At 67.3% G+C, this 16,582-nt stretch carries 14 protein-coding genes; 9 read left to right on the top strand and 5 right to left on the bottom strand.

All coding sequences use genetic code 11. The annotated features are described in order from the left end of the window. Window positions 1-26: 26 nt before the first annotated feature. From ACVOMM_RS14295 to ACVOMM_RS14275, 5 genes are all read right to left on the bottom strand, one after another. Window positions 27-1,325, bottom strand: coding sequence for an APC family permease (locus ACVOMM_RS14295; protein ID WP_065175432.1), 1,299 nt, complete (start codon window positions 1,323-1,325; stop codon window positions 27-29). Then, complete coding sequence (locus tag ACVOMM_RS14290) at window positions 1,322-2,098, bottom strand: L,D-transpeptidase family protein (RefSeq protein WP_279942934.1); 777 nt, start codon at window positions 2,096-2,098, stop codon at window positions 1,322-1,324. Before ACVOMM_RS14290 ends, ACVOMM_RS14295 begins: the two co-directional genes overlap by 4 nt. Window positions 2,099-2,125: 27 nt before the next feature. Next, a complete protein-coding gene (locus ACVOMM_RS14285; RefSeq protein ID WP_481526414.1) occupies window positions 2,126-2,971 on the bottom strand; it encodes a MurR/RpiR family transcriptional regulator in 846 nt (281 codons plus the stop codon). A gap of 73 nt (window positions 2,972-3,044) precedes the next feature. Then, window positions 3,045-4,151, bottom strand: a complete 1,107-nt coding sequence (locus ACVOMM_RS14280) for a dipeptide epimerase (protein WP_481526413.1) — start codon at window positions 4,149-4,151, stop codon at window positions 3,045-3,047. Further along, window positions 4,148-5,584 (bottom strand): SH3 domain-containing protein, encoded by a 1,437-nt coding sequence (locus ACVOMM_RS14275; protein WP_128988079.1) that lies wholly within the window; start codon window positions 5,582-5,584, stop codon window positions 4,148-4,150. Before ACVOMM_RS14275 ends, ACVOMM_RS14280 begins: the two co-directional genes overlap by 4 nt. A gap of 132 nt (window positions 5,585-5,716) precedes the next feature. On the opposite strand from ACVOMM_RS14275, the gene ACVOMM_RS14270 reads away from it, so the two are divergent. From ACVOMM_RS14270 to hglS, 9 genes are all read left to right on the top strand, one after another. Next, window positions 5,717-7,177, top strand: a complete 1,461-nt coding sequence (locus ACVOMM_RS14270; RefSeq protein ID WP_279942931.1) for a transglutaminase-like domain-containing protein — start codon at window positions 5,717-5,719, stop codon at window positions 7,175-7,177. A gap of 51 nt (window positions 7,178-7,228) precedes the next feature. Then, window positions 7,229-10,228, top strand: coding sequence for a TonB-dependent receptor (locus ACVOMM_RS14265; protein ID WP_111186633.1), 3,000 nt, complete (start codon window positions 7,229-7,231; stop codon window positions 10,226-10,228). Window positions 10,229-10,265: 37 nt separating this feature from the next. Then, a complete protein-coding gene (locus ACVOMM_RS14260) occupies window positions 10,266-11,837 on the top strand; it encodes a serine hydrolase domain-containing protein (RefSeq protein WP_481526412.1) in 1,572 nt (523 codons plus the stop codon). Beyond that, window positions 11,770-12,483 (top strand): M15 family metallopeptidase, encoded by a 714-nt coding sequence (locus tag ACVOMM_RS14255; RefSeq protein WP_279942929.1) that lies wholly within the window; start codon window positions 11,770-11,772, stop codon window positions 12,481-12,483. The genes ACVOMM_RS14260 and ACVOMM_RS14255 overlap by 68 nt, the downstream gene beginning before the upstream one ends. A 71-nt stretch (window positions 12,484-12,554) precedes the next feature. Beyond that, window positions 12,555-12,926 carry a hypothetical protein gene (locus tag ACVOMM_RS14250; RefSeq protein ID WP_481526411.1) on the top strand — a complete coding sequence of 124 codons (372 nt, stop codon included), beginning with the start codon at window positions 12,555-12,557 and terminating at the stop codon, window positions 12,924-12,926. A gap of 227 nt (window positions 12,927-13,153) precedes the next feature. Further along, window positions 13,154-13,561, top strand: coding sequence for an EF-hand domain-containing protein (locus ACVOMM_RS14245; RefSeq protein WP_065175425.1), 408 nt, complete (start codon window positions 13,154-13,156; stop codon window positions 13,559-13,561). 95 nt (window positions 13,562-13,656) lie between these two features. Beyond that, window positions 13,657-14,409 carry an HAD family hydrolase gene (locus ACVOMM_RS14240; RefSeq protein WP_053519655.1) on the top strand — a complete coding sequence of 251 codons (753 nt, stop codon included), beginning with the start codon at window positions 13,657-13,659 and terminating at the stop codon, window positions 14,407-14,409. A gap of 31 nt (window positions 14,410-14,440) precedes the next feature. Beyond that, window positions 14,441-14,929 (top strand): hypothetical protein, encoded by a 489-nt coding sequence (locus ACVOMM_RS14235; RefSeq protein WP_053519656.1) that lies wholly within the window; start codon window positions 14,441-14,443, stop codon window positions 14,927-14,929. A gap of 100 nt (window positions 14,930-15,029) precedes the next feature. Further along, window positions 15,030-16,391 (top strand): 2-oxoadipate dioxygenase/decarboxylase HglS, encoded by a 1,362-nt coding sequence (gene hglS / locus ACVOMM_RS14230; RefSeq protein WP_111186630.1) that lies wholly within the window; start codon window positions 15,030-15,032, stop codon window positions 16,389-16,391. Window positions 16,392-16,582 lie beyond the last annotated feature (191 nt).

Here is a 16,582-nt window from a genome sequence, read left to right as displayed (position 1 = left end):
TCCATCCGCGCCGTCGCTGCCGATCATCAGGCGCCTACGTCCTTGCGCGGCAGTTTGTAGATCACTGCGCCGATGGCGAAGGCGACCAGTGCGGCGGCGATGTTCTGCCAGCTGGCACTGGCGAACAGGGCCAGGCAGAGCAGCAGGGCCAGGACCGGAATCAGCGGCCCGCCCGGCAGCTTCAGTGCGCCCGGCCGGTCGGCGTAGCGCTTGGCCAGCACCAGCACGGCCGCCGCGGTTCCGATATAGGCGAACAGTCGCGTGGTCATCGACAGCAGCGCCAACTGCACGAACGAACCGGACAGCGCCAGGCCGAGGGCGATCAGCCCCTGGCAGAAGATCGCGGCAGCCGGTGTGCGGAAGCGCGGATGGACCTGCGCGAGGATCTTCGGCCCGTAGCCATCGCGGGCAAGCGCGAACAGGAAGCGCGGGCCCATCATCATCGTATTGCTGTTGGTGCCGAGGATGGAGATGGTCGCACCGACGGTCAGGATCAACGCCAGTGCCTCACCGCCGAATCCGGCTGCGGCATCGGCCAGCGGTGTCGGCGACGACGCAAGCCCGGCCAGGGTGCCCTGCGCCACCACCTGCACCGCGCCGTAGATGACGGTGACGGTGATGATCATGGTGATCAACGCGAACGGAATGTCGCGACGGGGATTGCGGTACTCGCCGGCTGCCGCCGGGATGTTCTCGAAACCAGCGTAGGCATACAGCAGCAACAATGCGGCCTCACCCATGCGCTGCAGGTCGTGCGGGTCCGGGCGCTGGCCGGAGAACGCCAGCTGCGGATCGATGTAGAACGCGCCGATGGCCACGAACAGCAGCAGCGGCAGCATCTTGCCGATCACCAGCACGATGCCGGTGCGGGCCGCCGAGCGCACGCCGATGATGTTCACGCCGGTCAGGAAACCCAGCGACAGCACGATCACGGCAAGGCGACCCGTGCCGGCCCCGGCCCAGGGCCAGAAGCGCGCGACCGCATCGGCCAGCGCATTGCTGAGTGCGGCCGCCGAGCTGATACGGGTCAGCCAGATCATCCAGCCGATCTCGAAGCCGGCGAAGCGGCCAAAGGCTTCGCGGGCATACAGATAGCTGCCGCCGGGTTCATCGAAGTAACTGGCGGCCTGCGCGTAGCACAGCACCAGCAGGGCCACCACGATGCCGGCGGCGACCACGCCCCACAGGCTGAAGGGGCCCAGCAGGGCGACGGTGGCCGCCGGCAGCAGATAGATGCCGCTGCCGATCACGTCGTTGATCGACAGGCCGACGATCTGCCAGCGGCTGACCGCGCGCTGCAGCTGCGGTTCGTCCGGGGCGCTCAACGCAACGCTCCGGTCAGGGCCGGCAGCTGCCACGGCCCCTGCAGGTTGTCGTACTCCGTCTTGGGCAGCAGGACGAAGACCGCGCGCGTGTCCGGCTTCAGCCAGGCCAGCAGGGCCGTCATGTGGCGCGGCTCCATTGCCGTACAGCCGGCCGTGGCCTCGCCCGGTTTGCGCCAGAGGTGGGCGAAGATGCAACTGCCCTTGCCCGGCCTGCGGCTGCTGTTGTGCTCGATCACGAAGCCCTCGCGGTAGCGAACATCGCCCTTGTTGTGCAGGTCCAGCCGCATCGGTTCGGTGGAGCCTTCTACTGCGGCGGTACCTACGTCCGCCGCATCGACGATGCGGTTGTAGTAGCGCGAGGCGGGTACATCCATGCAGTAGTGGCTGGCCGTCATCGGCAGATACGGCATCGCGCTGGCGATCGTCGGCGCGTAGCCGAACGCGGGGCCGATATCGAAGACGCCGGCCGGACTGCGCCCGTCGCCTTCCGTCTTCTGCGGCCCCTGGTTGTGCAGCGACGCACGGCCCACGCCCCACGCGCTGCCCTCACGCCCCACGGCCACGGTGAAGGCCGGGCCGTGCGGGCGCCACGTGTCGTCGCTGCTCCTGCGCTCATAGGCCTGCAGCCGGCCCTGGGTGGCATCCCAGCTGTCGGTGACCACCACGATGGCCTGCAGACTGCGCGCCATCGGCGGCAGCAGGGTGAGCGCGCCAGCGGGCAGCGCGGTGGCCAGAGCGGTGACAGCGAGGGCGGTACGCAGCAGCGGCAGCATCGTGGACTCCAGTGAACCAGGGGTCGATCAGGCGTCGATCAGGTGTTCAATCCGTTCCAGGTTCACCCCGAGCTGGCGGTGGCGGTCCGGGTTGGCATGGCACAAAAGCACGAAGACGAAGTCGAGCAGGGACTGCAGTGAAGCACGGTACAGCAGCTGCGCCACGTGCGGTGCGGGGTCATGGGCGCAGACCACCAGTGACTGGTCGGCATGTGCGCGCAGTGGGTTGGCGCTGTGGCGGGTGATCGACACCACCTTCCCGCCCACGTCCTGGAACTGCCGCGACAGCTGGAACAGCTGCGGCAGCTTGCCGAACTCGGAGAACACCAGCATGGCATCACCGGCCCGCGCCGCTGACAGGTTGGCCATCATCAGGATCGGATCGGCATGGTGCACGGTCAGCATGCCCAGCAGCGACAGTCGCATGGCGAACTCGCGCGCGTACAGGCCGTCATCGCCAAGGCCGTACACGAACACTTTGGGCGCCCTGTCGAGCAGTCGCACGATGGCCTCCACATCAGCCTGCGCATTGGCCAGGCTGGTCTCTTCCTCGGCGGCTGCCCGGCTCAGGCGCAGGCGCCCGGCGATGTCGGCGTAGTCACCGGCGCTCGGCGACGGCGGGCGTGCCTGCGGATCGTGGCCGGCGCGCGCCACGTCCTGGCCGATCGAGTACTTCAGGTCCGGGTAACCCTTGAAGCCCAGCTTCTGGCTGAACTTCACCACGCTGGACTGGCTGATGCCCAGCGCGCTGGCCAGCTGCTGCGACGAGTAGTCGCGCAGCAGGTGCGCGTTGTCGAGGATGAAGTCGGCGATGCGGCGTTCGATGGCCGACATCTGCCCGCGCTCGGAGCGGATTTTCACCAGGGGTGGCATGGGGCTCAGCGTGGGTCCGGTTGCAGGAAGGGTAAGCGGGATCAACGGTCGGCGGTAGCGCCCGTGCTGCGGCCTACCAGCGCGGCGGCGCGATCATCTCCAGCCCGCGCACCTCGGTGATTCCCAGCCCCGGCGCATCGCTGATGGTGATCTCCGACTCGTTGAAGTTGACCCCGCCGCTGACCGGGTCGAACTGGCCCAGCGAAGGACCGTCCAGGTCGACCTTGGTGATCACATCACTCCTGGCCACGGCCAGGTGCACGGCCGCGGCCACGCTGATGCTCGATTCGATCATGCAGCCGATCATGCACGGCACGCCGTAGATGCCGGCGATGTCGGCGATGCGGATGGCATTGGACAGGCCACCGGTCTTCATCAGCTTGATGTTGATGATGTCCGCCGCGCGCTGCTGGATCAGGTCCATCACCTGGCTGGGACTGAACACGCTCTCATCGGCCATGACCGGCGTGTTGACCCGGTCGGTCACGTACTTCAGACCACTGATGTCGGCGGCCTTCACCGGCTGCTCCAGCAGCTCCAGCACCACGCCGGCATCCTCCAGCGTGCGCATCGCGTGCACCGCCTGCTTGGCGGTCCAGCCCTGGTTGGCGTCCAGGCGCAGCAGGGCGCGGCCTTCAACCGCCGCGTGGATCGCCTTGACCCGCTCGATGTCCAGGCCGATGTCCTTGCCTACCTTGATCTTCAGCGACTCGAAGCCACGCTCGATCGCCGACAGCGAATCGGCCACCATCTTGTCGATGTAGTCCACGCTGATGGTGATGTCGGTGGTGATGACCGGGTCGCCGCCGCCGAGCATCTGGTACAGCGGCGCACCATGCAGCTGCGCCCACAGGTCGTACAGGGCGATCTCCACTGCGGCCTTGGCGCTGGTATTGCGCTCCATCGACGTCTGCACCAGCCCGCACAGGCGGTTGAGGTTGGCAACGTCCTGCCCGATCAGGCGTGGAGCGATGAAGTGGCGGATCGCTTCGATGATCGAGCCATGCGTATCACCGGTGATCACCGCGGTGGCCGGCGCCTCGCCGTACCCGGTGTGGCCGCTGTCGGTGCGGATCAGCACCACCACGTCCTCCACGGTTTCCACGGTGCGCAGGGCGGTCTTGAAGGGGGTCTTCAGCGGCACGCGCAGCATGCCCAGTTCAATGGCGGTGATCTTCATTCAGGGGTCTTGGCCCGCAGGCGCTGGATGTTGGTGATGCGGTCGATGTAGCGGACCGTGTCGCTGGCCATCATCGGCTCCAGCGGCGTGACCGAAACACCATTGAGATGGGCCTGCACACGCGTGCCGTCGGCGCCGAACCAGCTGCCGCCGGCCGTATCGTGGATGACCCAGGTGCGGCCGTCGACGTGGCCGATGGCCATCATCACATGGCCGGGGATGTAGACCAGATCACCGACCTGCAGGCCGGTGACGGCACGTTCGCGCGCGGCCTTGCCATCCCTGCTGGTGAACGGCAGGCGATCCAGTGCCGGGCTGATCGCCTGGGCGCTGGTATTGCGCGGCAGCAGCACGCCGAAGCTGCGGTAGATTTCCGAAACGAAGCCGCTGCAGTCGCGGGTATCGTAGTCATGGCCCCAGCCATAGCGCTCACCCAGGAACTTGAACGCCTGCTGCAACAGCCGTCGAGGGGTCAGCGGCAGGTAATCGGCGGCCGTGTCCTGCGAGCGCGGCAGCAGTGCCGGAACCAGCTTCAGTCGTCCATCGGCCTCGCGCACGGGCAGCTGCACCACCCATGAGGCGTGGGCCTGCTGGCCGTTGACCGGCGTGGCCGCAGGCCAGTCGGCCAGCACCGGCAGGCGCACGCCCATGTCCAGCTGCAGGCGCGAGACGCGCGGCTCTTCCGGCGTGTAGACGGTGTGCGCGGTGGCGCCGGTGACGATGCGGTACGGGCCGGCGCTGCCATAGCCGAGCACGCTGGTCTTGTCGCCGGTGGCCACGGCGTCCGTTTCGATCCATGCACTGTAACGCTCGCTGTGCACGAACAACCAGCGGCCATCGGTGCTGCGATGGACCACGGCGACCTTGTCACCGGGGAACAGCGCCGATTCCTGGAAGCGATCGATATCGGTATCGCCCACCGTGCTGAAGACCCGCTCGCGGGTCGGGAAGGTGCGCAGTGCGGCACGCTTCACCACCAGCCCGTAGTCGGGCGCCACCTGTGCGGGAATCGCATCCAGGCCGAGGTTGGCTTCGATGGCCTTGCGCACTGCCGGTGCGATCGCCTGCCCCTTGGCGTTGTAGAGCGTACGCGTGGGCCAGCTCGACAGCGCCGTGATGCTGCTGCGTACCTGTGCCGCATCCAGCTGGGCGGGCAGGGCGGCGATGTCCTGGATATGGACATCCTCTGCGCGCATCCGTGCGTTCTGCGCCTGGATCTGTGCGCGGTCGAGGATCGGCGCATCGGCATCGTCCAGCCGGGCGGCCCAGTAGTCCGGGGTCAGGTAAGCCTCGTGCAGACCGATCACATACGGCAGCGGCGCGCCCGGATCGGGCGCGGCAGCCTGCACGAAGGCCGGTGCGGCGAACAGGCACAGGGCCAGGGTCAACCGGCGCGGCCACTGCCGGCGCGGTTCGCGGGAAGCCAGGATCATGCGCAGCACACCCTCCTCGAATGCCTTAAGGAATATTTATTCCTTTCGCTCGCGAAAGCAAGAATAAATTATTGACCGGTCCTCCGGCCCGTGTTACACAGCCGTTACCACCCGCGCTTGGGAAGTGTCGCTGTGGATCCTGCCGTTCGCAAACCGCGTCTGCCTGCCGCCGCCGGCCTGTGTGCCGCGCTGCTGCTGTGGGCGTCGGCCACGCACGCGGCAGACGCGCGCGACAGCCGGCAGCTGCAGGTGATCGACCTGATCGACAGCGGGCGCTTCAGCGACGCCCAGGCGCTGCTGGCGACCGGGCGCGATGCTGCCGAAGACGCGTTCCAGCGCGAGCGCATGCGCCGCATCCGCCTGGATTTTTCCCTCGACGAAGCGGCGGCCAAAGCGGCGGTGCGTCGCTGGATTCCGGATCTGACCGACGAGGAGTTCGCGCGCTGGGACCAGCTGGGGCTGATCGAGCACCTCGATATCGATGGCAGGCGCGCGTACTTCAAGCGCGCGCCCTCAAACCTGTTCCTGCTCAGCGATGAAGCGCGTGCACGCCGCCGCGCCGATGCACCGATGCCGTCTCCGGGCCCGAATGAAGTGCTCAACGCGCACCACGCACGTGTCGTTGCTGCTGCCGGTCAAAGCGGCCAGGGCTCGGTGCTGCCGCAGCGCATCGCGTTCACGCAGTCGCTCACGGTCAAGGCCGATGCGGTCCCGGCGGGCGAAACCGTTCGCGCCTGGATTCCCTATCCGCGCGAGATTCCGGGCCAGCAGGAGCGCGTGCAATGGCTTGGCAGTACACCGGACAAAGCACGCGTGGCACCCGCCGGTACCCTGCAGCGCACCGCCTATCTGGAAGCGAAGGCCGTCGCCGGGCAGCCCACGCGCTTCGAGATCCGTTATGCCGTCACCCTGTTCGCCCGCCACACGGCAATCGATCCGGCCCGGGTGCAGCCGACACCGGCCGACGCCGCGCTGCAGCCTTACCTGAGCGAACACTTGCCGCATGTGCGTTTCACGCCGGCATTGAAACTGTTTTCCGACCAGGTGCTGCAGGGCGAAACACGCCCCTACGAGATCGTGCGCAGGCTGTTCGCGGCGGTCGATCGCATCCCATGGGCCGGCGCACGCGAGTATTCCACCCTCAGCAACATCAGCGACTACGCGCTGCGTGCCGGCCATGCCGACTGCGGCCAGCAGACGCTGCTGCTGATCGCGCTGCTGCGCATGAACGGCATTCCCGCGCGCTGGCAGTCGGGCATGGTGTTCTCCGACGATGGCAGCGGCTACAACAACCTGCATGACTGGGGACAGGTCTATCTGGCGCCGTATGGCTGGCTGCCGATGGATGTGACCACCGGTGCACTGGCCAGCGATGTACCTGCGCTGCGCGATTTCTACCTGGGTGGCCTCGACGGCTACCGCATCGCCTTCAACGACGATTTCGGCCAGCCGTTCGTGCCGGCCAAACAGCATTTCCGCTCGGAAACGGTCGACTCGCAGCGCGGCGAGGCCGAGTGGGCAGGCGGCAACCTGTACTTCGACCAATGGAGCTACGACTTCCAGTGGCAGGTACTGCCCGCCGGGCAACGCTAGCGCGACACACCACCATCGGCACCATTCAATTCTTGCAGGAGAGAGCAGGGGATGAAGGCATACAACATCAAGCGGGCGGCGCTGTGCGTCGCCCTGGGTACCTGTCTGGGCGTGATCGCGCCCGGCGCCTTCGCGCAGGATGGCTCCGTCGCCGGCCGGCTGGTCAGCGATGCCGGCCAGGTTCCCGCCGGCGCCACGGTCACGGTGCGCAACCCGGCCACCGGCTTCGTCCGCTCGGTACAGGCCGATGCCAACGGCAGCTATCGCATTCCGCTGCTGCCGGTGGGCACCTATGAGATGGAGGTGAGCCTGCCCGGCGGCGGTGCCAGCCGCGTCGGCCAGGTCACCGTCGGCCTGGGCAGCGCAACCACCGTCAATGTGCCGCTGGGTGCGGTCAGTACCCTGGGAACGGTGGAGGTGCGCGCGCCGCAGGTGGTATCGATGGTGGATGTGAAGTCCACCGAATCGGCCACCAACATCACCCGCGAGGAGCTGTCGCGCCTGCCGGTGGACCGTGACATCACCGCCGTCGCGCTGCTGGCGCCGGGCGCAGTGAAGGGCAAGGGCTCGCTGGGCGGGCAGGGCATTTCGTTCGGCGGCTCGTCAGTGGCCGAGAACACCGTGTACATCAATGGACTGAACGTCACCGACTTCTACAACCGGGTGGGCTTCTCGTCAGTACCGTTCTCCTTCTACCAGGAGTTCCAGGTCAAGACCGGAGGCTATTCGGTGGAGTTCGGGCGCAGCACCGGTGGCGTCATCAACGCCGTCACCCGCTCGGGCAGCAACGACTTCAAGGCCGGTGCCGAGCTGGTGTTCGAACCCCGCGCGTGGCAGTCGCAGGCCCGCGACCGCTATGACGGCCAAGGCAGCCGTTACATCACCGCCAGCCGCGACGACTACAGCCGCAGTGCGCTCAACGTGTTCGCCTCCGGTGCCCTGGTCCAGGACCGGCTGTTCTTCTTCGGCATGTACGAGGCCCGTGACTACCGGCCAACCTCGACCAACGATGCCGGTACACGCCTGAGCCAGGGCAAGGCCGATGACCCGTTCTGGGGCGGCAAGATCGACTGGCAGATCACCGACAACCAGATGCTGTCGCTGTTCGGCTTCTCGGACAAGAGCAAGACGCTTACCGATGTCTACAACTACGACTATGCCAGTGGCCAGACGGTAGGTGAGCGCAGCAACCAGATCTACAACACCGTGGGCGGCAGGAACTGGTCGGGCACCTACAGCTGGCAGGTCAACAACGACCTGACCATGAAGCTGATGTATGGCGAGAACAAGCGCAACCGCGCGCAGAGCTCGTTGATGGACGAAAACTGCAACCGCGTGTTCGACAACCGTACCGCCAGCCAGGGCGTGCCCTCGCAGCTGCAGGGCGACCGCAGCTGCACCAGCAGCTCGCTGCTGGAATCGGCACTGGATACGCGCAAGGCCGCACGCGCCGACTTCGAGTGGACCCTGGGCGACCATCTGCTGCGCTTCGGCCTGGACCGCGAAGAGAACACCTCGGACTACAGCCGCGCCTATCCCGGTCCGGGTGGTTTCCGCTACGACATCTACTACCGCACGCCGGGCAGCTCGCTCAATGGGGGCATCGTGCCGGCCAGTGGCCTGGTCGCGCGTACCCGCCGGTATGAAGTGGACGGCTCGTTTGAAACCATCAACTCGGCGTATTACCTGGAAGACAACTGGCAGGTCACCCCGAACCTGCTGCTGAACATGGGCCTGCGCCTGGAAGCCTTCGACAACAAGGGCGGCGACGGCAGCAGCTACATCAAGATCGACGACATGCTGGCCCCGCGCCTGGGCTTCGCGTGGGACGTGCGCGGTGATGGCACCACCAAGGTGTTCGGCAACCTTGGCCGTTACTTCCTGCCGGTGGCCAACGTCATCAACATCAAGCAGGCCGGTGGCTTCCTGGACGAACGCACCTGGTACGAATTCCTCGGCTATAGCGGTGCCGCCAACAACGTGCCGAACCTGGGGGCACAGATCGGGCCGGTCGACAATTCGCAGGGTGATGGCAGCGTGCCGGACCTGCGTGCCGAAGTGAACCGGGACATGGACCCGGTCTACCAGGACGAGGCGATCCTCGGCTTCCAGCAGATGATCAACGAAGCCTGGTCGGTCGGTGCCAGCGTGACCTATCGGCGCCTGCACAACGCGATCGATGACATGAACATCACCGCCACCGGCCAGTGCGGTGCCATTGACAGCGTCTGGATCATGGGCAATCCCGGGCGCAGCAATACCGTCTGGGGCGATACCAACTGCGACGGCAGCAACGACGGCTGGATCAGCATCGATACGTCGAAGGAAGGCTGGGCGCTGTATGACGATGACGGCAACTATGTTGGCCAGCGCGGCTGGGTGAAGCCCAAGCGCGACTACAAGGCGCTGGAGCTGCAGGTCGATCGCGCCTGGGATGGCAAGTGGGGCTTCAATGCGTCCTATACGCTGGCCTACGGCCGTGGCAACGCCGAAGGCCCGGTCAACTCCGATACCGACTTCGCCGATGCCGGTCGTACCGAGAACTTCGACAACCCCTGGGTGAACTACGGCGGCTATGGCTACCTGGCCAATGACCGGCGGCATCAGTTCAAGTTCCGTGGCAGCTATGCGTTGACCGAGAACCTGAGCGTGGCGGCGACGCTGGGCGTGCAGTCGGGCAGCCCGATCACCCGCTTCGGCGCCGGCAATCCGTTCGACGACACCGACTTCCACAGCTATTACGTGTGCGTCTCCAACTGCCAGGCGAGCGTGCCGTCCGAGCGCGTGTTCGTGCATTCCCCGCGCGGTGGCGATGGCCGCACGCCGTGGACCTACGACCTCGACGTCAGCGTGTCGTACAAGGTGCCGATCCCCACCGACCTGCGCCTGAAGCTGGCGGTGTACAACGTACTCAACCAGCAGCGTGTGGTGACGGTGGACCAGGACTACGAGCCGCAGGACAGCATCGGTACGCCGAACCCGCTGTATCGTTATGGCACCGGCTTCCAGTCGCCGCGCTATGCGCAGCTGACGGTGACCTGGAGCTACTGACGGTGTGCCCGCGCCGCTCGAAGGGGCGGCGCGGGCAATGACACAAGGGAGCGGGCCTGTGCTTCAGCTGATCGTCCTTGCTGCACTTGCCACCTCGCCTGCTGCGCCGGCGGAGCCCGCGCGCTTTGATGCCGATATCGCCACCGTTGTCGCACGCGAGCACCTGCCTGGGATGGCGGTGGCGGTGGTGGACCGGGGACAGGTGGTGTACCGCCATGCCGAGGGCATGCGTGGCGATGGCGGTCGCATTGATGAGGACACGCTGTTCAAGATCGCCTCCAACAGCAAGGCGATGACCGCCGCGCTGCTGGCACGGCTGGTGCAGCAGGGCCGGCTGCGCTGGGATGACCCCGTGCAGCGGCATCTGCCCGGCTTCCGTATGCACGACGCCTGGGTGGGGCAACAGATGCAGGTGCGTGATCTGCTGATCCACAACAGTGGCCTGGGGCTGGGCGCCGGTGACCTGATGCTGTGGCCCGAGCCCAATGCCTTCACCCGCGCCGACATCATCGCCGGGCTTGCGCATCTGAAACCCGTTACCAGCTTCCGCAGCGGCTATGCCTACGACAACCTGATGTACGTGGTCGCCGGTGAAGTGGCTGCTGCCGCAGGGGGCAAGCCCTATGACCAGCTGATGCGCGAGCAGGTGTTTGAGCCGCTGGGCATGGCCCGTTGCCAGGTCGGCCGCTGGTCGGTGCGCGACGTCGGCAACGTCGCCCAGCCGCATGCGCGGCGCGACGGCCGCACGACGGTGGTCAACGCCGACGGTGAGATCAGCGCCGATCTGCCATCGATGGCGGCCGGTGGCATCCGCTGCTCTCTGCGCGACATGACGCGCTGGATGCAGGTGCTGCTGGATCCCGACCTGGTGCCGGACTGGCTGGACACGCCACAGCGGCGCGCGCTGTGGACGCTGCACATGCCGATGCCGCTGGGTGACATGCAGCGGCGCTGGGACAACGCACACGTCCATGGCTATGGCTACGGCTGGCGCCTGTCGGACATCGATGGCCACTGGAAGGTGGCGCATACCGGCACCCTGTCCGGCATGTATTCGTCGCTGGCCCTGCTGCCCGACCGTGGCATCGGCGTGGTGATCCTGATCAATGGCGAGGGCGAGCAGGCACGTACGGCGCTGATGCAGTCGATGCTGAAGGCGTACACCGCGCCGCAGGACCGCAGGCGTGCCGCCGACTACCTCGATGAACTGGAGCGCGCGCAGGCGTCCAAGCGTGCGCAGGGGCATGTGGCGCCTTCGACGGAAGGTGCGCGCGCCGTATCCGGCACGGCCTTGCCGCAGTGGCAGGGCCGCTATGCGGATCCATGGCTGGGAACCGCCTGGCTGTGCCCAGGCCCCGACGGCCTGCGGTTCCGCGTGGAGAAATCGCCTCGCCTGCAGGCCCGGGTGATGCAGCTGCAGCAGCGTTGGCTGCTGCGTTGGGATACGCTGGGTGAGGACGCGCAGGCGTGGCTGCAGCCCGGCGATGGCCCGGTGCCGTCCCTGCAACTGCGCGCGATCGACCCGGACATCGACTTCAGCTATGACTTCCAGGATCTGCATTTCACTCGCACTGGCGATTGCACTGGCGAGCCCCGCGCACGCCAGTGAGGCGCCGCGCATATCGTCGGCCACCGATGCGTCGCAGGCCGGGCTGGTGGAGATCCGCACGGTGTCGCCGGGAATCGAGCTGGACATCCGCTATGCCGGCGCCGGCAACTTCACGGGCGCACGCGTGCCTGGCTATGAAGCGCCGGCCTGTTATCTGCTGGCGCCGGTCGCGACCGCACTGGCACGGGTCGAAGCGGATCTGCGCGCGCAGGGCTTCGCTCTGCGCATCTACGACTGCTATCGCCCGGTGCGCGCGGTGCAGGCGTTCGTGGCCTGGGCACATGACCCCGCGGAGCAGTCACGCAAGTCACTGCAGTATCCGGATCTGGAAAAGCCGCAGCTGTTGAGCGAAGGCTACATCGCCGAGCGCTCGGGCCACAGTCGCGGCGCCACCGTGGACGTCGGCCTGCTGGCGTGCCGGCGCGACACGTGCACGCCGCTGGACATGGGCACCGATTTCGATTTCTTCGGTCCGCGGGCGCACACCGCGGCCGAGGGACTCAATGACGCACAGCGGGCCCACCGTGCCCGTCTGCTGCAGGCGATGGCCCGGCATGGCTTCAGCAACTATGCGCAGGAGTGGTGGCACTACACGCTGCAGCCCGAGCCGGACCCGATGACCGCCTACGACGTGCCCGTTCGATAGCAGCACCGGCGGGTCCGCGCCGCCGAGACCCTCCGTCGTACACTGGCCGCCTTTCCCCTCCTGCGCACCCGATGAATCTTCCCCTGCATTTCGGCCTGCTCGGTACCCTGGAAGCTGGCGCCATCGCATTGCTGGTTGGCCTGCTGGTGTACCTGCTCTGGCATCGGCTGTGCCGCCTGCTGCACTGGACGGTAGGCCATGCCATCGGCTGGTCGTGCGTCATCGCCGTGGTGATCTCGGCCGGCATCGATGCATGGAAGCTCTTCTACATGGGAATCGTGCGGCTGGAGTCGCCGCTGTATGCGCGGTTGTTCCTGGCCACCATCCACGATCCCAACGAACTCGGCAGCCGCGTGGTGCTGGAGATCGCCGGAGCGCTCGCCGGTGTAGCGCTGGGATGGGTGTTGTTCAGTTCGCGGTCATTATCCCAGAACGTCGACTGACGCAGGTTTTTCGTTGCCTGCGGGTTAAATCCAAGGGCGTTGAATGTTCGCCTTATGGGCCGATCACTCCACCCTAACCACCGCGCTAATGCATGCACGCCGGGCAGTGGTTAACCGCGCGTGTGGATGCCGGTCGCGGCGTAAAATCGATTCAGAAACGGGGTGGCAGGGTAGGTGCCGTGCGGAAACAACAGGCCGCGCAACACCACCCCAAGGAGACATCCCTGATGACCATTCGCAACCGCAAGCCCCTGATCGCCCTGATTGTCGCCGCCGGCAGCGTACTGGCCATTCCGGCCATGGCACAGACCGCGCAGCAGCAGGCCGCACAGGCGCAGAATGATGCAGCGCAGGCCCAGCAGGCCGCCGCGCAGGCAGGCCAGGCCGCGAACCAGGCCACTGACGCAGCGGCGGCCGCGTCGGCGCAGGCCAGCGGCGGCGGCCAGACCTGGGCCAGCATCGATACCGACGGCAACGGCACCATCAGCAAGTCCGAGGCACAGGTCAACGCCGGCCTTGCCCAGGTGTTCGACCAGGCCGATGCCAACAAGGACGGCGAGCTGAGCGCCGATGAGTACAAGGCCTATGTGGCCGCCCAGCAGGCCGGTGCCGGCGGCGCCGCACAGGGCCGCTGATCCACCGTTGATTCGGGACAACCGGTGCATGGGTACCCGGGCGGCGCCAGCCGCCCGGGTTTTTTTCGCCCTCGCCGCGCCTGTATCCTTGTCCGATGAACACCTCCACGCCTGCGCCCGCGCGCGCCATCGGCCTGGTCGGTTTTGACGGTGACGACACGCTGTGGAAGAGCGAGGACTACTACCGCAAGGCCGAGCAGGACTACCTTGACCTGCTGTCGCGCTACATCGACGTGCACGACACCCAGACCGCCCGTCACCTGCTGGAAGTGCAGCAGCGCAACCTGGGTGTGTTCGGTTACGGCGTGAAAGGCATGGCGCTGTCGATGATCGAGGCGGCCATCGACATCACCGGCCAGCGCATCGAGGCCAGGGACATCCAGCGCATCCTCGATATCGGCCACGACACCCTGCGCCATCCGGTCGAGCTGATCGACGGTGTGCGTGAATCGGTGGCGGCCATCGCCGAGCACTATCCGGTGGTGCTGATCACCAAGGGCGACCTGTTCCACCAGGAAGCGAAGATCAACGTCGCCCGGCTGCATGAACTGTTCCCGCGCATCGAGATCGTCTCGGAGAAGGACCCGGCAACCTATGCCCGCGTGCTGGCCGAGTTCGACCTGCCGATCGAGCGCTTCGTGATGGTCGGCAATTCGCTGCGCTCGGACATCGAGCCGGTGGTCACGCTGGGGGGCTGGGGCATCCATACGCCCTATGCGGTCACCTGGGCGCATGAGACCCAGCATGGCGTGGCCGACGACGAGCCGCGCATGGTCAGCGCCGATACCGCCTGGGACTGGCCGGCCGCACTGGCCGCGATCGAAGCCAAGGCCAGCGTCGCGGCCTGACAGGGCGCGACGGCTGCGGCAGAATCGGGGCATGAATGCTCGCCTGCTCACGCTGCTGATGCTCCTGCTGCTGGCGCCGGCCACCGTGCTGGCACAGCAGACGGCCGAACGCTCGGCAGCCTATGAGGTGGACACCGGCGACCGCTGGATCGACGCCCAGCTGCGCGACATCAACCACTACGCCGAGCGCTACCCCGATGCCTTCCTCGACGAGGTCTCGCGCTATGCCGATGTGCCGCGTGGCTATGTCAGCGCGCTGTTCAGCACCCACGGCTGGCAGGCGGGTGACCTGTACTTCGCCTGCTTCTGGGCCAAGGCCAGCGGCCAGACCTGCCGCGACAGCGTGCGTGCCTTCAGCCGTGACCCGGCCGGCGGCTGGCAGGCCGTGGTGAAGCGGATGCCCAAGGCACCGGACAACCTGCACTACCGCGCCGTGCGCCACGCCATCGTGGCCAGCTATGAGCATTGGGACCGGCCGATCACCCTGGATGCCACCCTGAAGCGCCAGCTCAACCGGTAGCGCCGGTCCGCTCCATGCTGCTCTGCATATCGCCGCCGGCCCCGCGCTCCGGCGACAATACGGGTTCGAGCTGTTCCCCGTTCCCGTAATCGAGTGACTGATGAGCGCCTCTTTCGTTTCGCCTGATGTGATCCGCCGCCTGTTCGCCCAGGCCATGTCCCGCATGTACCGCACCGAAGTGCCGCTGTACGGCACGCTGGTGGAACTGGTGGAGCGGATCAACGCGCAGGTGCTGGCGCAGGACCCGGCATTGGCTGCGCAGCTGCAGCGCAACGATGAGCGCGGCCGGCTGGACGAGGAGCGGCACGGCGCGATCCGCGTCGGCACCGTGCAGGAGCTGGCCACCCTGCGCCGCCTGTTCGCGGTGATGGGCATGTTTCCGGTCGGCTACTACGACCTGTCGGTGGCCGGTGTGCCGGTGCATTCCACCGCGTTCCGCCCGCTCACCGGTGCGGCGCTGGCGCAGAATCCGTTCCGCGTGTTCACCTCGCTGCTTCGCCTGGAACTGATCGAGGACGAGGCCCTGCGTGCGCAGTCGGCGCAGATCCTGGCCCGCCGCCGCATCTTCACCGATGCCGCCCTGGCCCTGATCGATCAGGCCGAGCGCGATGGCGGGCTGTCGCAGCACGACGCCGAGCGCTTCGTGGCGGAGGCGCTGGAGACCTTCCGCTGGCACGGTGACGCCACCGTCGACCTGCCGACCTACCATGCGCTGCACCAGGCACACCGGCTGGTGGCCGACGTGGTCAGCTTCCGTGGCCCGCACATCAACCACCTGACCCCGCGCACGCTGGACATCGATGCCGCGCAGGCAGCGATGATCGAGCAGGGGATGGCCGCCAAGGCGGTCATCGAAGGTCCGCCGCGCCGCGCCTGTCCGATCCTGCTGCGGCAGACCAGTTTCAAAGCGCTGGAAGAAGCCGTGCATTTCCCCGATGAGCAGGGCGGTGATGCCGGCACCCACACCGCGCGGTTCGGCGAGATCGAGCAGCGTGGCCTGGCCCTGACGCCGAAGGGGCGCGCGCTGTACGACCAGCTGCTGGCGCAGGCGCGCAACAGCGAAGGTGCCGGCAGCACCGGTGGCGACTATGGCCAGCGCCTGCAGGCAGCGTTCGCAGCGTTCCCGGACGACCATGACACCCTGCGCCGCGAGGGTCTGGGCTACTTCCGCTACCAGCTGACCGAGGCCGGCCGCGCTGCGCCTGGCGGGATTGGTGACCTGCCGGCGGAAGCCCTGATCGCGGCGGGGCTGGTGGTGGCCGACCCGATCGTCTACGAGGATTTCCTGCCGGTCAGCGCCGCAGGCATCTTCCAGTCGAACCTGGGGGGCGAAGAGCAGCGCGCCTATGCCGCACATGCCAACCGCGAAGCGTTCGAGCAGGCGTTGGGCGTGCCGGTGAACGATGAGTTCGACATCTACGAGCGCCTGCAGGCCGAATCACTGGCGAGCCTGCGCGGTTGATGCGTTGGTCGCCGGGGCGGGGGCCGGGCGGCCCCGGGGCCGCGGACGGGGGGGGGGGGGGGGGGGCGGCCGCCCGCCCCGCCGCCCCCCCGCGGCGGCGCCGCCCGCCCCCCCCCCCCCCCCCCCCCCCCCCCCCCCCCCCCCCGCCCGACAAACAGAAAAGCCAGAGCCGCTTTGGCTCTGGCTTCTGC

It is taken from the genome of Stenotrophomonas sp. STEN009, assembly GCF_056760395.1.
The sequence above is the reverse complement of the archived record's forward strand: the minus strand, read 5'-3'. Positions and strand labels throughout refer to the sequence as shown.

Coding starts and splice junctions, on each gene's coding strand:
- ACVOMM_RS14290 (WP_279942934.1), bottom strand. CDS start 2,098: ATGCTGCCGCTGCTGCGTACCGCCCTCGCTGTCACCGCTCTGGCCACC.
- ACVOMM_RS14285 (WP_481526414.1), bottom strand. CDS start 2,971: ATGCCACCCCTGGTGAAAATCCGCTCCGAGCGCGGGCAGATGTCGGCC.
- ACVOMM_RS14280 (WP_481526413.1), bottom strand. CDS start 4,151: ATGAAGATCACCGCCATTGAACTGGGCATGCTGCGCGTGCCGCTGAAG.
- ACVOMM_RS14275 (WP_128988079.1), bottom strand. CDS start 5,584: ATGATCCTGGCTTCCCGCGAACCGCGCCGGCAGTGGCCGCGCCGGTTG.
- ACVOMM_RS14265 (WP_111186633.1), top strand. CDS start 7,229: ATGAAGGCATACAACATCAAGCGGGCGGCGCTGTGCGTCGCCCTGGGT.
- ACVOMM_RS14260 (WP_481526412.1), top strand. CDS start 10,266: ATGACACAAGGGAGCGGGCCTGTGCTTCAGCTGATCGTCCTTGCTGCA.
- ACVOMM_RS14255 (WP_279942929.1), top strand. CDS start 11,770: ATGACTTCCAGGATCTGCATTTCACTCGCACTGGCGATTGCACTGGCG.
- ACVOMM_RS14250 (WP_481526411.1), top strand. CDS start 12,555: ATGAATCTTCCCCTGCATTTCGGCCTGCTCGGTACCCTGGAAGCTGGC.
- ACVOMM_RS14245 (WP_065175425.1), top strand. CDS start 13,154: ATGACCATTCGCAACCGCAAGCCCCTGATCGCCCTGATTGTCGCCGCC.
- ACVOMM_RS14240 (WP_053519655.1), top strand. CDS start 13,657: ATGAACACCTCCACGCCTGCGCCCGCGCGCGCCATCGGCCTGGTCGGT.
- ACVOMM_RS14235 (WP_053519656.1), top strand. CDS start 14,441: ATGAATGCTCGCCTGCTCACGCTGCTGATGCTCCTGCTGCTGGCGCCG.
- hglS (WP_111186630.1), top strand. CDS start 15,030: ATGAGCGCCTCTTTCGTTTCGCCTGATGTGATCCGCCGCCTGTTCGCC.